The organism is Enterococcus sp. DIV2467a (assembly GCF_050532945.1).
GTDB classification, from domain to species: Bacteria; Bacillota; Bacilli; order Lactobacillales; family Enterococcaceae; genus Enterococcus; species Enterococcus faecalis.
In genome coordinates this window covers 713,979-727,992 of sequence record NZ_CP172896.1, presented here as the reverse complement: position 1 = coordinate 727,992, position 14,014 = coordinate 713,979, and the positions used below count along the sequence as shown (strand labels likewise).

General features: G+C 38.2%; 12 protein-coding genes and 1 other annotated feature. Of the genes, 3 read left to right on the top strand and 9 right to left on the bottom strand.

Annotated features, from left to right (window positions below):
* Positions 1 to 114: 114 nt before the first annotated feature.
* Together ebgA and IGL80_RS03460 are read right to left on the bottom strand one after the other, a co-directional pair.
* Positions 115 to 3,237 carry a beta-galactosidase subunit alpha gene (ebgA, locus tag IGL80_RS03465; protein WP_002404425.1) on the bottom strand — a complete coding sequence of 1,041 codons (3,123 nt, stop codon included), beginning with the start codon at positions 3,235 to 3,237 and terminating at the stop codon, positions 115 to 117.
* A complete protein-coding gene (locus IGL80_RS03460; protein WP_002359464.1) occupies positions 3,170 to 4,669 on the bottom strand; it encodes an amino acid permease in 1,500 nt (499 codons plus the stop codon). The genes ebgA and IGL80_RS03460 overlap by 68 nt, the downstream gene beginning before the upstream one ends.
* Positions 4,670 to 4,817: 148 nt before the next feature.
* Between IGL80_RS03460 and IGL80_RS03455 the strand changes: the two genes are divergently transcribed.
* Complete coding sequence (locus IGL80_RS03455) at positions 4,818 to 5,648, top strand: AraC family transcriptional regulator (RefSeq protein ID WP_002359463.1); 831 nt, start codon at positions 4,818 to 4,820, stop codon at positions 5,646 to 5,648.
* Between the two features lie 312 nt (positions 5,649 to 5,960).
* Here IGL80_RS03455 and rplL read toward each other — a convergent pair whose 3' ends face one another.
* The 5 genes from rplL to lsa(A) all read right to left on the bottom strand — a co-directional run bounded on the left by rplL (position 5,961) and on the right by lsa(A) (position 10,057).
* Positions 5,961 to 6,329 carry a 50S ribosomal protein L7/L12 gene (gene rplL / locus IGL80_RS03450; protein ID WP_002356427.1) on the bottom strand — a complete coding sequence of 123 codons (369 nt, stop codon included), beginning with the start codon at positions 6,327 to 6,329 and terminating at the stop codon, positions 5,961 to 5,963.
* Between the two features lie 62 nt (positions 6,330 to 6,391).
* On the bottom strand, positions 6,392 to 6,892 hold the full coding sequence (gene rplJ / locus IGL80_RS03445) for a 50S ribosomal protein L10 (protein WP_002356426.1): 501 nt from the start codon (positions 6,890 to 6,892) through the stop codon (positions 6,392 to 6,394).
* Positions 6,893 to 7,022: 130 nt separating this feature from the next.
* Positions 7,023 to 7,152: a sequence feature (ribosomal protein L10 leader region), on the bottom strand.
* 62 nt (positions 7,153 to 7,214) lie between these two features.
* Entirely contained in the window at positions 7,215 to 7,904 is a 690-nt protein-coding gene (gene rplA / locus IGL80_RS03440; protein WP_002356425.1) for a 50S ribosomal protein L1, read from the bottom strand.
* 111 nt (positions 7,905 to 8,015) lie between these two features.
* Positions 8,016 to 8,438, bottom strand: a complete 423-nt coding sequence (gene rplK / locus IGL80_RS03435) for a 50S ribosomal protein L11 (RefSeq protein ID WP_002356424.1) — start codon at positions 8,436 to 8,438, stop codon at positions 8,016 to 8,018.
* Between the two features lie 122 nt (positions 8,439 to 8,560).
* Positions 8,561 to 10,057, bottom strand: a complete 1,497-nt coding sequence (gene lsa(A) / locus IGL80_RS03430; RefSeq protein WP_002398829.1) for an ABC-F type ribosomal protection protein Lsa(A) — start codon at positions 10,055 to 10,057, stop codon at positions 8,561 to 8,563.
* A gap of 375 nt (positions 10,058 to 10,432) precedes the next feature.
* Between lsa(A) and sdaAB the strand changes: the two genes are divergently transcribed.
* Positions 10,433 to 11,101, top strand: coding sequence for an L-serine ammonia-lyase, iron-sulfur-dependent subunit beta (sdaAB, locus tag IGL80_RS03425; RefSeq protein WP_002414070.1), 669 nt, complete (start codon positions 10,433 to 10,435; stop codon positions 11,099 to 11,101).
* A gap of 22 nt (positions 11,102 to 11,123) precedes the next feature.
* Entirely contained in the window at positions 11,124 to 11,996 is an 873-nt protein-coding gene (gene sdaAA, locus IGL80_RS03420; RefSeq protein ID WP_002356421.1) for an L-serine ammonia-lyase, iron-sulfur-dependent, subunit alpha, read from the top strand.
* Positions 11,997 to 12,060: 64 nt separating this feature from the next.
* On the opposite strand, the gene IGL80_RS03415 is transcribed toward sdaAA, so the two are convergent.
* Both IGL80_RS03415 and IGL80_RS03410 read right to left on the bottom strand, forming a co-directional pair.
* Positions 12,061 to 12,906 carry a M55 family metallopeptidase gene (locus IGL80_RS03415; protein WP_002359459.1) on the bottom strand — a complete coding sequence of 282 codons (846 nt, stop codon included), beginning with the start codon at positions 12,904 to 12,906 and terminating at the stop codon, positions 12,061 to 12,063.
* Between the two features lie 5 nt (positions 12,907 to 12,911).
* Positions 12,912 to 14,006, bottom strand: coding sequence for a M42 family metallopeptidase (locus tag IGL80_RS03410; protein ID WP_085366635.1), 1,095 nt, complete (start codon positions 14,004 to 14,006; stop codon positions 12,912 to 12,914).
* Between the last annotated feature and the right edge of the window lie 8 nt (positions 14,007 to 14,014).

Genomic DNA, 14,014 nt, shown 5'->3' with positions numbered 1-14,014 from the left:
TATTAGATAACAAAATAGTTTGCTTGTTTCCATGAAAAAAAAGCAATAATTTCTGATAATTTCATTAAAAAAACTCAGAACAGGAGACCGAAGTGCACTGTTCTGAGCTTTTATTTAAGAAATTGTTGGTCGTTTTACTCGTTCATGTGCGACATCCGCTGCTTGAATCTCTTTATTATTAAAAGGTGTTAAGCGGAATGCCAATTGGAATTCTTCAAACGTAGTTCGGTATTTTTCTAATTGCCACTGGCCACAAGAGTAGCTACCTAGGGCGTTTTGTTTGTAATCGATATTTAAAACAACATACTCACTTTCTTGTAATTCATTGGTATGCTTAGCAACATCTAGCGCTTGTTCTTCAAAATAAGAAACACTAAAATTATATGAATCAGCCGCTGTTGCTACTACCCCTTGGCCGCGATCATCCGTGAATGCGGACCATTTAGTCGCCATGTGGTTACCATTGGCTTGTGGAACAACATAATTAGTGAACATTTCCGCCACTGTAGCATCATAAACGCCAAGTAAACCAGCTTCTTGTGAATCTACATAGTTTTCTCTCGGCCCTTTACCGAAATATTTTACTTCTGATAGAGACTTGTCTAAATGGAGAGTCACACCCAAACGTGGTAACATATCTGGCGCATTTTCAATTTTACCAGCAGGACTACCTTTTAAATCGAAGAAAATTTCGCCATTTGGTGCAATTAAATACTGATAGGTACATTGATAATGCCAAGCACTGTTAGTCGTTCCGTTAATTGTTTTTACGATGACTTGGATAAAATCATCAACTTTTTTCCACTCAAAAGAACGGACAATTTCATGCTCTAAATGTAAGAAATATTTCTTCTTCATTTCATCAATAATTTCCATATCATTACTGATCGGTGCCCGCCAAAATGTAAATTTCGGCCCTTTATGCAATAATTTTTTACCATCTCGTGTCACATTCGTTAAGGCACCCTTCACTTTATCAAAATTAATTGAAAAGTTTGGTCCTTCAATGTATAAATGAGGGCCAATTTCCTTTGCCATCATCGTGCCAACTGGTGTGATCTCGATCCCTGGCGTTGCAATTGGCAACTCAAACTGTGCGGTAGCTAATTCATGACCAGCAGATGCATAGGCGGTCGTTTCTTTCAATTGATATGAAAGAGTTAAATAATAGGCGGCTCCTGCCTTTTTAGGAAAATCTAAATGATAAGGTAAGTGCAGTCTTCCTTCTGCTCTAGCAGCAATTGCTGGCACTGCTACTGTCCCTGATTGAATCACTGTTTGATCTTCAGTAATTGTATAAACCAGATTAAAGATAGCCAAGTTTTCAAAGTCAAACCGACTCAATAATGAGAATTCACCTGACAGAACGTCAATAGCGCTAGTTGTAATGGGTTCAATGACTTTTTTGTATTCATACAAGCTAGGAGATGGCGTACGGTCAGGCATCAACATCCCGTCAATACAAAAATCTTTGTTACTTGGATCATCGCCGAAATCGCCGCCATAACGATAATAAACTTCACCGTTATCTGTTACCGATTCAATGCCATGGTCAAACCATTCCCAAATAAAGCCACCTTGTAATTTATCATGAGCATAAAATAGCTCTTGGTATTCTTTTAAATTCCCAGGGCCATTCCCCATCGCATGACAATATTCACATAAAATATGCGGTTTTTTTGAATTTTCAATAATCGTATTCATCAGTAATTCTCTAGTTGGGTGTTCCAACCAAGTATACATTGTAGAATAGACATCCGTGACCTCTGCCTCAAAATCACCTTCATAATGGACCAAACGTGTTGGATCCATTTCTTTTGCAATACGGGCCATTTCAATAAAGTTATGACCAAACGCAGATTCATTTCCTAACGACCAAAAGAGAATTGATGGATGATTTTTATCCCGTTGAATCATCCGTACCATTCGAGAAACATAAGCCGTTTCCCATTCTGGATCGTTACTAATCCAATCATATTCTCCGGTTAATTCAAAGCCGTGACATTCCAAATCAGTTTCATCAATCACATACATTCCATATTCATCGCATAAATCATAGAAATAAGCAGATGCTGGATAATGACTGGTTCGAATGGCATTAATATTAAATTGTTTCATTAAACGAATATCTTTTTCAATTTCTTCACGACTAACCACTCGACCATTTTTCGGATTATAATCATGACGATTCATTCCTTTTAGTTTAATGGCCACACCATTGACTAAGAAAGTCTCACCAGATACATGAATATTTCTGAAACCAACTTTTTGCGGAATAACTTCGACGACTTCCCCTTCAAAAAAAACAGTGATAAATAGTTGATACAAGTATGGTTTCTCCGCTGACCAAGCAGTGACAGACGGCAAACTTGCTGAAAATTCAACCGTACCTTGATTTCCCGCGACAGTCTCTTTAAGAACCGTTTTTCCCTGCTGATCCATCAACTCCAATTGAACTTGTTGTCCTTTGTCTTGCCAAAATTTACCCGTAATTGCCAAGTGGCCATTTTGATACGAATCATCTAAATCGGAAATAATAAAGAAATCTTCCAGCCCATTTTCTGGTACACCGAGTAATTCAACATCACGAAAAATACCACTTAACCACCACATATCTTGATCCTCTAAATACGTACCATCTGACCATTGATAGACTCGCACCGTTAAATCATTTGTTTCACCAATTTTAGCGTAAGGCGTAATGTCAAATTCTGCTTCATTTCGTGCACCTTTACTGTAGCCAACTTCATGGCCGTTCACCCAAACATGATAAGCTGAATCTACGCCACAAAAACGTAAAATGATTTTTTTATCGTGAAATGTTTCATCTATAGCAAATGTCCGTTTGTAAATACCTGTTGGGTTTTCCGTTGGTACATACGGCGGATTAATGGGAAAATTGTACCATAAATCAGAGTAATGCATTTTGCCATATCCTTGGACTTGCCAATTTCCAGGAACAGTGATTTGATCCATTTGGCTTGTATCAAAGTCCGTCGCAAAAAAGTTTTCTGGGCTGTATTCTGGCGCTTCTAAAAAAAGAAAATGCCAGCGTCCATTTAAATTTTTGTATGCTTGTGTATATTTATTTTCATTTAGTAAGGCTGTTTCTTTCGAAGGAAAGCTCGAAAAATGTGCTCGTCCAGGCAACCGATTAATACTATCTACTTTATAATTTTCCCAAGTCTTCATAATCCATTTCTCCTTTACCAACTTCATTTTTTTCTTTTGTTTCATATCGTTTCCAACAAATCCAAGCAAAGCCCATAAAGACAATTAACCCAATGATGTTATACGCCAACATGCCCAGTGGACTAGCGGTTCCTTTCGGTAACGTGCCATTGATTTCTTCCATGATTAATTTTGGATCCGGCACAGTTGACATAAAAAATACAAAGATAAAAATGGCTAATAAGAAAATTCCCGCAATTAAGCCAAAGGTTCGATTACCAAAGCGGAAACTTCTCGGCATTGTTTCTTTTTTCCAACGAAGCCCAATATAGGCGATTAACAAGAACAAGACAGGTACTAATGACGTAGAAGCTGTCATATTAATTAACGTTTCTAAAAAGCTATCCATATTTCCAATTCCTAATGCTGGAATGGCAACTAAAATCGTCACAATAATTCCTTGAACTAACAAAGCATTGGTTGGATTTCCCTCTTCGTTCGTTTTCACTAGCCACTTACCGAAGACCCCATCAGGAATTTCTGAGAAAAATACTTTAACTGGTGCTGCCGTCCACAGAGCCAAAGAACCAAGACTTCCGACAAATAAGATAATTCCTACTAAGCGCACCATCATTGCTGCGGGAATATGGAAATACGTACCTAAAATTTTAAAGATATCAAAAATACCATTTGAAAAATTTCCTTTTAAGACGTCCGTTGGCACTACCAAACCTACAGCAACGGCACCAAGAATATACATGATGCCGACCGCAATCGTCGCACCAATCATCGTGCGGACAAACGTTTTATTGCCGCCTTTAACATCCTTAATATATACACCGATACTTTCACCACCACCAACAGCTTGTAAAATCCACGCCATCGTCATGAAAAAAGTCCAATTAAAAGTTGGCATAATTGACGTCGTGGTAAACTCTTGTGCTGGCTCATTGCCAAAACCAAACACGACGACAAAGGCTAAAACCACAAAAGCTACGCCCATAAATAAACGAGCACCACCCGCTAAGCTAGTCACTTTCGAAATCCACGAAACCCCTTTAATACAAACCCATGTCATTAACCAAAATAACAGGATAGAAATCACTGCAATTATTTTAGTACTATGGTTTCCTTGAAAAACGTTTTGACCTAAAAAAGCGTATGAACCATAAATCAATGTATTCGGTAGCAATGAACAGAAGAAAAACAAGTTGACAAAGAAATACGACCAAGCGCCTAAAAATGCCCATTTAGGTCCTAGCACAGATTCCAACCAACTGTGAACACCTGATTCATTTTCAGAATTAGCAGAAGCAAATTCTGCAATCATTAGAATAAATGGTAAAAAGTAAAAAATAGAGCCGAATAAATAGCCTGGAATAGTTGCTAGGCCAATCTGAATACTGTTGTTAACAATGCTGGGAAAGGCAAAAACCGCTGAAAAAGTCATGAGCATCAATGCGACAGAACCTAATCGTTCCCGTGAATGTGTTGCCATTTTACTACATCCTCTCTTTATCAAATTAATTAGTACTCACACATTGTAAAACGCTTACAGTTTTTTAAAAATAAAAAATGTTGCCTATTTCTTGTAAAGATGTTGACTTTTAGAAAGCCTTTACATACTCTTATAAAGAGGTGATAGCATGCAAAATGTTTTTACAAATAATGTCAGCATCCTGATTAATGATCAACCTATTAGCCAAGAATTTCATCTTTATGAAGCTGGCTATGAAAAATGCCGTCCGACAAAACCAACTGAGTTTGCCCCCATTAATTATTGGGTTTTGCATTATTGTAGCGATGGTGAAGGCTATCTTTCAACACCCTTTATGGAAAAACAACACATTACCGCTGGCGATTTGTTTATGATTCCAGCCAATTGTCGCAATATTTATTATCCTAATCGGCAAAATCCTTGGACCTATCATTGGGTTGGTTTTGTTGGAGATCTTTCGTCTCAGTATTTAGAAAAAATAGGCCTGACTACCGAAAATTGTATTTTAAAAGGAACTGTTGATAAGAAATTAGAAAGTTTATTTAAAAATATTTACCAAGAAGCGAAGAAACATAATCATTTTGGCAGTTTAAGTGAAAGCTTTCAATTGTTGAATTATCTAGAGCATCATTCCGTTACACAGCACGAAAATCAAAGCCAACAATTATTTAACCAAATTAAAATGGCTATTCACGAAAATTTTTCAAACAATCTTTCAATTAGTCAATTAGCTTCTGAGTATAACATTGATCGTAGCTATTTATTTAAGCTGTTTCAGCGTTATGAACAAACAAATCCTAGTATTTATGTACAAAACTTAAAATTGCAAAAAGCCTGTTCTCTGTTAAGAAAAAGTTCCTTAACCATCACGGAAATCAGTTTTGAAGCAGGTTTTTCTTCACCTTCTTATTTTTCAAAATTTTTCTTCCAGAAAAAAGAGATGACACCTCGACAATATCGTCAACAGTTTTTGACTTAAAATAAATTGTTGCTTATCTGTAGTTAAAGAAAAAAACAATTTATTTAATAATTAATTAGGGTTTTATTATAGGTGGGAGTGTGATATATAGATTAATCAAAACCAATAAATAATTTACAAGTTTTAGCAAATAAACAATATTGGAGAGAAAGTGGTAGATGATTGTATTGTTGTTAATTTGTCAAAGTAGACAATTAAATTTTATAGATATTTTACTAGCGGTAGTTGTTTTAGCAAAAGACAACTACCGTTTGCTATAAAAAAAGAACCCTTGTAACACAAGGGTTCTCGAACATTCAAAAGTTGAATGAATTATTTTACTGTTACTGAAGCGCCAACTTCTTCTAAAGCAGCTTTTAAAGCTTCTGCTTCTTCTTTAGAAACAGCTTCTTTAACTGGTGCAGGAGCGCCATCAACTACAGCTTTAGCTTCTTTCAAGCCTAAGCCAGTTGCTTCACGAACTGCTTTGATAACTTTAACTTTTTGATCGCCAGCTGCTGTTAATTCAACAGTGAATTCAGTTTGTTCTTCTGCTGCTCCACCTGCTGCTGGTCCAGCTACTGCTACAGGAGCTGCTGCTGATACGTCAAATTTTTCTTCGATAGCTTTAACTAATTCGCTTAGTTCTAAGATAGTTGCTGTTTCTAACTCAGCAACGATGTTTTCAATGTTTAATGCCATTTTGAATTTCCTCCATTTAAATTAAAATTGTTTGTTTTTTATTTGTTTGAATTAGACTGCAATTAAGCAACTTCTTCGTTTTTCTCTGCCACTGCTTTGACAGCGTAAGCCACGTTGCGGACTGGCGCTTGTAATACAGATAATAGCATAGATAGTAAACCTTCGCGGTTTGGTAGTTTTGCCAACGCAGTAATTTGTTCCACTGAAGAAACTTTTCCTTCGATGACGCCACCTTTGATTTCTAATGCTTTTGCATCTTTAGCAAATTCGTCGATGATTTTAGCTGGTGCTACTACATCGTCGTTGCTGAATGCGACAGCAGTTGGGCCTGTAAAGACTTCGTCTAAGCCGTCTAAACCAACTTTTTTAGCTGCACGAGAAAGGATTGAGTTTTTGATGACTTTCATTTCTACGCCTGCATCACGTAATTGTTTACGTAAGTTAGTGACTTCTTCAACTGTTAAACCACGGTAGTCCACGATTACAACTGATGCTGCTGATTCAAATTTCTCAGCGGCTGCTTGAACTAGGGTTTCTTTTTTAGCGATTGCTGCTTCACTCATTTATTTCACCTCCTGATTTTGATGGTGGAGTTGGACTTGGTTTACGATATGTAAAGTAGAAGAATCAAATGAAACTTCGCTCACTTCGTTCGCCAAGTATTGTTTTACATCGGCTTTTTTTCAAAAAGTCGTGTAAAACAACAAAACTCCATGCCACCGTAGACATAGAGGGACCGAATTGTATATAACTCAACAATTGTCCTCGGTAGGAAATTAAGACTTGCGTCACCTACTGTCTTCGGTACAGTTAATTATTAACCTCACTCACTTTACCATAGGGTAAGTGAGTGAGTCAAGAATTTTTTAATTATTTTCTTTCAAATTAGAAAGAAGCTTGGTCAACGTGGATTCCAGGTCCAAATGTTGTTGTTACTGAAATGTTTTTGATGTATTGACCTTTAGCAGTTGATGGTTTAGCTTTCAATAATACGTCGTTAATTGTGTTGAAGTTTTCAACCAATTTTTCGTTATCAAATGAAACTTTACCGATTGGTACGTGGATGTTACCAGCTTTGTCAACGCGGTAAGTTACTTTACCAGCTTTAACTTCTTCAACAGCTTTTGTAACGTCCATTGTTACAGTACCAGTTTTAGGGTTTGGCATTAAACCTTTTGGTCCTAAGACACGGCCTAATTTACCAACTGTAGCCATCATGTCAGGAGTCGCAACAACTACGTCAAAGTCGAACCATCCACCTTGGATTTTTGCAACCATGTCGTCGTCGCCTACGAAATCTGCACCAGCAGCTTCAGCTTCTTTAGCTTTTTCGCCTTTAGCGAATACTAAAACAGTTTGTGTTTTACCAGTTCCGTTTGGAAGCACAACTGCTCCACGGATTTGTTGGTCTGCTTTTTTAGGGTCAACGTTCAATTTGTAAGCAACTTCAACTGTTGCGTCAAATTTCGCGATGTTTGTATCTTTTGCTAAAGCTACTGCTTCTTCAACTGAGTAAGCTTTTGTAGCATCAACTTTTTTCAATGCTTCTTGCATTTTTTTGCTCTTTTTAGCCATTTTGTTTCCTCCTTGATTGTGGTTATAACGGTTGTACCTCCCACGTCTTTCATATCTTTAAATATGAAACGAACTGAGAAGCTACTTCTTTGAGTAAGTGTGGAATAAAAATTATTCTACGATGATACCCATGCTTCGTGCAGTTCCTGCAACCATGCGCATTGCTGCTTCAACGTCAGCGGCGTTTAGGTCTGCCATTTTAAGTTCAGCGATTTCTTTCACTTGATCGCTTGAAACTGTTGCAACTTTAGTTTTGTTTGGTTCACCTGAACCTTTTTCGATTTTTGCAGCTTTTTTCAATAAGACTGCAGCAGGTGGTGTTTTAGTAATGAATGTAAATGAACGATCTTCATATACAGAGATTACTACTGGAATAATTAAGCCTGCTTGGTCAGCTGTACGAGCATTGAATTCTTTAGTGAATCCCATGATGTTGATACCTGCTTGACCTAACGCTGGACCTACTGGTGGAGCTGGTGTTGCTTTCCCCGCAGGAATTTGTAATTTAACGATTTTTTCTACTTTTTTAGCCACGAAAATACCTCCTTAAGTTCTCGTGCGTGGTTAATGGGGTTGAGATTTCCCCTCCCACTCAACGTACATTTAAAACATACCCTATTACTATACAGGATTCCCTTTACTTTTTCAAGATGTTTTTATGATTTCAAGACAATTTTTTTATCCGTTATTTTCTTCATGAAATGCGCATCATGCTCAATCACTAGCATTGCAGGCTTCACAGATAAGATTAGCGCTTCTAATTGTTGATGATTAAACACATCCAAGTAATTAAGGGGTTCATCCCAAATATAAAGCTCTGCTGATTGAGACAATGATTTGGCTACTTCGACTTTTTTCCGTTGCCCCATACTCATTTGTTCAATTCGATTAGTGAAAACGGCACGCTCCATCCCAAGTTTTCGTAAGTTATTTAAAAATTGGGTGTAATCTAACTGATTTTTCTCTGCAAATTCGGATAAAGTTCCTTGATTGTCTTCATAATCTTGGCGCACATAAGAAATGGTTAATTGGTGAGCCAAAGTGGCTTCGCCTTCTGAATCCCCAGAAAAATTATCCAATAAATACTGAATTAAGCTCGATTTTCCTGAGCCATTTTTCCCTGTTATTCCAACAATTTCTCCCGCGTTTATTGAAAAAGAAAGTGGCGCAAATAGCCAATTTTTCTCGTAGCCTAGACGAAGCTCTTCCACCGTCAATAATGTTTTGTGATGCGTTGGCTGATAATCCATTGACAAAGGATCAATATACTCAAGATCTTTTAATAGTTTTTCTTTTTCTGCTAATTGTGTTTCGGCGCGTTGTTGAATGTGTTTCGAGCGCTTCATTACGCGCGCTGCCCGGGCACCAATGGCTCCTGTATCAAAAATCGCCCCGCTCCCTTTTTCCTTAGCGTTGCCGTACTTATCACCTTCACGGTTCATCGACCATTCCGCTTTTTTACGAGCGGTTTCTTTCAAGCGATTGACTTCTTTTTTGATTTTTTCATTTTCTGCTAGTTCAAAAGCATCTCTTAATTTTTTTTGCTCTTCATAAATAGAAAAATTCCCTTGATACAGCGTCAATTGACTTTTTTCAATCGCCAAAATATGATCAACCACTTCATCAACAAATGCCCGATCGTGGCTGACTAAAATAAACCCGTGTTTCTTTTTCTTCAAATATTCAGCCACTTGTTGTCTGCCAGCTAGATCTAAATGATTTGTTGGCTCGTCAATTAAAGGAAAGGCATTTTCTTCAATAAAAAGAAGACCTAATAAAACTTTCGTCTTTTCGCCGCCTGATAAAGAAGAAAAGGGCCGCCATAAAACTTCAGGATCAACGTTTAAAAGCGTTAATTCTCGTTCTAATTCCCACTGTTCAAAAGAAGTCACCTCTTGTAAGACATAATAAGTGAGCTGTTGTTCTTCTGCAACTGTTTGTGGAAAATAGACGAAATCGACTTGATGAAGAATCTCTCCTTGGTAATCCAACTGCTTTTGTAACAATCTTAATAAGGTTGTTTTCCCACGGCCATTGCGGCCAATCAATCCTAATTTCCAATTGGTATCCATCGTGATATTTGCCTGATCAAAAAGCAATACTTCTTGATTATCATAGGCAAAAGATAGTTGTTTTAGTTCAATTTTCGACATAAATATACCTCCATAAAGCAAAATTGATGCAGCTTTACGGAAATCAGCGGCATCAATCCAAGGTATACAAAAAGACCCGTGGCTGAATTCTTTAAGCTAATTTCCGAAAATCCGCACACTCCACCCGTTATAATCAGGCAAAGTTATACAGTTTCTCTAAAAAATTAACTTAAATTTTCAACGTACGAATCCCTCTTTTCGTCTTTTATTATCTAGAATTTAGCATCTCTTCACTGATTTGTCAACGAAGGCCCCTTGCTTTCATTCTGATAAAAATTTAAATTATTCGCTAAAACACAAGCGATTGCCTAGTTCCCCGCCATTTTTTGTGTTAGACTTCCAATGAAAACATATTCTAATGAAGAAGGTGCTGAAATGGAAGAGTTACGCTTTAATAGTGTTTTTGATATTATCGGACCCGTTATGATTGGTCCAAGCAGTTCTCATACAGCTGGAGCGGCAAGAATTGGAAAAGTGGTTCGCAGTATTTTTGGACAGCAACCTGATAGCGTTGACATTTATTTATATGAGTCTTTTGCTAAAACTTATCGTGGTCACGGAACAGATATCGCCTTAGTTGGCGGCCTTTTAGGTATGGAACCAGATGATGAGCAACTAGCCAATTCTTTGGAAATTGCTTATGAACAAGGAATGGAAGTTTGTTTTATTCCTAAAAGTGAAAAAGCAGACCACCCTAATTCCGTTAAAATTGTGGTTTCTTCTGGCGACCGAAAACTATCTGTGACAGGAATTTCAATTGGTGGTGGAAACATTCAAATTTCTGAATTAAATGGCTTCAAATTGTCTTTAAGTATGGGCACGCCAACATTTATCGTTGTTCATCAAGATGTTCCTGGCATGATTGCTAAGGTGACCAACATCCTTTCAGCTAGCGATATCAATATTAGTACAATGACCGTTACCCGAGAATCTAAAGGGGAAAAAGCGATTATGATTATTGAAGTTGATCAAGCCGAAGTCGGTGACATTGTCATGCAATTAGCTGAAATCCCTCATATATATAGCGTTAACTATTTTGACTAAATGAACGTAAAGGAGTAATACGATGTTTTATTCAATTAAAGATTTGGTAGCTCAAGCGAAAGATTACCCTTCTGTGAGCGAATTAATGATTGCAACAGAAATGGCTCATGGCGGGTATTCTCGTGAACGAATTATTGAAACAATGGAAAAAAATCTAGCCGTTATGAAACAATCCGTCGCTGAAGGAATCGCTGGTGTTACCTCAGTAACAGGGCTAACTGGTGGCGATGCAACCCGCTTAAATGATTACATACATTCAGGCAACTTTTTAAGCGGTGAGACCATTTTACAAGCCGTGCGAAATGCGATTGCTGTTAATGAAGTTAATGCAAAAATGGGCTTGATTTGTGCTACACCAACCGCAGGCAGTGCCGGAGTAGTTTCTGGCGTCTTGTTGGCAGTTATTGACCGCTTAAAGTTAACGCATCAGCAACAATTGGATTTTCTATTTACCGCTGGGGCTTTTGGCTTAGTGATTGCCAATAATGCCTCAATCAGTGGTGCCGAAGGTGGTTGTCAAGCTGAAGTCGGTTCTGCTAGTGCAATGGCAAGTGCCGCTTTAGTTGCGGCTTCTGGCGGTACGCCTGATCAATCTGCTCAAGCTGTAGCCATTACGATAAAAAATATGATGGGCCTCATTTGTGATCCTGTTGCGGGACTTGTTGAAGTTCCTTGCGTGAAGCGAAATGCATTAGGTTCTTCTCAAGCCTTCATCTCAGCTGATATGGCTTTAGCGGGGATTCGAAGTGTCATTCCACCAGACGAAGTCATCCACGCAATGTACCAAGTGGGTCGCCAAATGCCACAAATTTTCAAGGAAACAGCTGAAGGCGGTCTTGCGGTGACACCAACTGCACAACGTTTAAGCAAAGAAATTCTAGAGAAACAAAAATAGAAATAACTATAGCAAGAAGCTTACAGAAAAAAACGTCCATTCGTTTTTTCCGTAAGCTTCTTCTTTAATAACTTGTTCCGCCTAAACCAACCACAGCGACAATTCCATTCATGACATCTTTCATCGTTTCACCCACAAATGAAACAGTTCTACCATCAACGCGTTTAATCATTGGTAACATTTCAATACGATCTGCTTGTGCTGTCGTCACACATTGCAATTTTACAGTTGCTGGTGTTTGCAAGGCATATCGGGGTAATTCAGACAACGCAAAGGAAGTTAACACCTGACTTGTAGTCGCTACGATAGCTTCCCGAACTTGTTGCATGGGTCTATTTTTGATTGCATAACGTCCCAGAGATTCTTTGGTGGAAACAAAGGGAACTTCGGGCATCATTTTTTCTTGAAAAAGTTGTTCCTCTAAGCCTGATTCACCGATAATTAAACCAACAGGGACACCTAATTCGCTAGCGTAAGCTGCATTAATTGTCGTTTCATTCATCGCTAAGTCGTTTATTTTTAAATCATAAGCAACACTAGCGCTATACCCATGATCCATATTCCCTTTTTGTTTACCAATACCGGCATGATAACCTAAGAAAAAGACTACATCATAGCTACTATCCAAGCCACTCATCATATAATCCATGCGAGGAAAGCCGCTCACTAAGGAAATTCGTTCATCCATTTCTGCCAAGCGCGCATAAGCTAAATTCAATCCACGGCTATGCGAATCGGCAATAGTAATTTCTGTAATTTGTTCATTTTTGGCACTCTGTTGAATCCCTTCAATCAACCAAGCCACATGTTGGTGATATAATTCTCGGAATAAAACGGTGTCTTCTTTTTCCATATCAAATGTCGCAATACCTGCTAATCCTTCAATATCGCATGACACATAAATTTTCATTTGTTTCACTCCTTTGACAATGGCTGAACCAGTGCTTGAATTTTGTCAGCATCTAAATTTTTGATCAATTGAATGACTAATTCTTTCGCCGCTTGGTAATCTTGAAAGTCCACATAGCAATGGGGTGTGTGAGCGTAACGGACAGGAATTCCTACAACAATCGTCGGGGCTCCTTGAACTTGTGTAATCGCCATGCCATTGGTTCCACCACCACTTCGAACAGAAACTTGAACAGGAATTTTGTGTATTTTAGCAATCTCTAGTGCATACTCTTGAAATTCTGGATTCGTAATCATAGAAACATCAAAATAGCGTAACATCGGTCCTTTTCCCATTGCTGATTGAATCATCTCTGGCGTTTCTGCCGTATCATCAGCCGGGCAGCCTTCGAAAACAATAGCTAAATCAGGATTGACTTGTTTTGCGGCAATAAGTGCTCCTCTTTCGCCAACTTCTTCTTGTGCAGTTACTGTCGCAACTAACTTGAATGGAAGTGTCTCTTCTTTCAACTCCTCCATGACATCCACTAAGCAAGCACAGCCAATGCGACAATCAAAAGCTTTTCCTAAAAAAAGATCTGTCTGTTCGTTGTAACAGCACGCCACATCTGGGATGACCGGTGCACCAAGATCGATTTTGTACGTTTCAATTACTTCTTCTTTTGAGGTAGCACCAATGTCGATCGTCAAATCAGCAATGGTTAACGGCCGCTGACGTTCCTCTGGTGTCATAAAATGAGGGGGTCGACTAGTAACTACGCCTGGCAGATAGGTACCTTCCCGGTTACGAATCCGAACTTTTTGTGCAGAAATCGTATTTGGGACCCAACCACCTAACGGAAGAAAACGCAACAAGCCGTTTTCTTTAATTGCTTGAATCATAAAACCCACTTCGTCACTATGAGCATCAAAAAGCACTACTGGACCTTCACTTAGATTATTTTTCTTCTCAAGATATAAATTTTTAATGGAATCTAGCCGTTGAATAGTAAAATCCGCAGTTGCGTGTTGAAGGATTCTAACGACTTCTGTTTCAAAGCCTGAAACACCATTAGCATTTGAAAGTTCCTGAATTAATTGAACAGCTTGACTTTTTTTCATTTTTTCCC

Coding starts and splice junctions, on each gene's coding strand:
- IGL80_RS03410 (WP_085366635.1), bottom strand. CDS start 14,006: ATGAAAAAAAGTCAAGCTGTTCAATTAATTCAGGAACTTTCAAATGCT.
- ebgA (WP_002404425.1), bottom strand. CDS start 3,237: ATGAAACAAAAGAAAAAAATGAAGTTGGTAAAGGAGAAATGGATTATG.
- IGL80_RS03460 (WP_002359464.1), bottom strand. CDS start 4,669: ATGGCAACACATTCACGGGAACGATTAGGTTCTGTCGCATTGATGCTC.
- IGL80_RS03455 (WP_002359463.1), top strand. CDS start 4,818: ATGCAAAATGTTTTTACAAATAATGTCAGCATCCTGATTAATGATCAA.
- rplL (WP_002356427.1), bottom strand. CDS start 6,329: ATGGCATTAAACATTGAAAACATCGTTGCTGAGTTAGAAACAGCAACT.
- rplJ (WP_002356426.1), bottom strand. CDS start 6,892: ATGAGTGAAGCAGCAATCGCTAAAAAAGAAACCCTAGTTCAAGCAGCC.
- IGL80_RS03415 (WP_002359459.1), bottom strand. CDS start 12,906: ATGAAAATTTATGTGTCATGCGATATTGAAGGATTAGCAGGTATTGCG.
- rplA (WP_002356425.1), bottom strand. CDS start 7,904: ATGGCTAAAAAGAGCAAAAAAATGCAAGAAGCATTGAAAAAAGTTGAT.
- sdaAA (WP_002356421.1), top strand. CDS start 11,124: ATGTTTTATTCAATTAAAGATTTGGTAGCTCAAGCGAAAGATTACCCT.
- sdaAB (WP_002414070.1), top strand. CDS start 10,433: ATGGAAGAGTTACGCTTTAATAGTGTTTTTGATATTATCGGACCCGTT.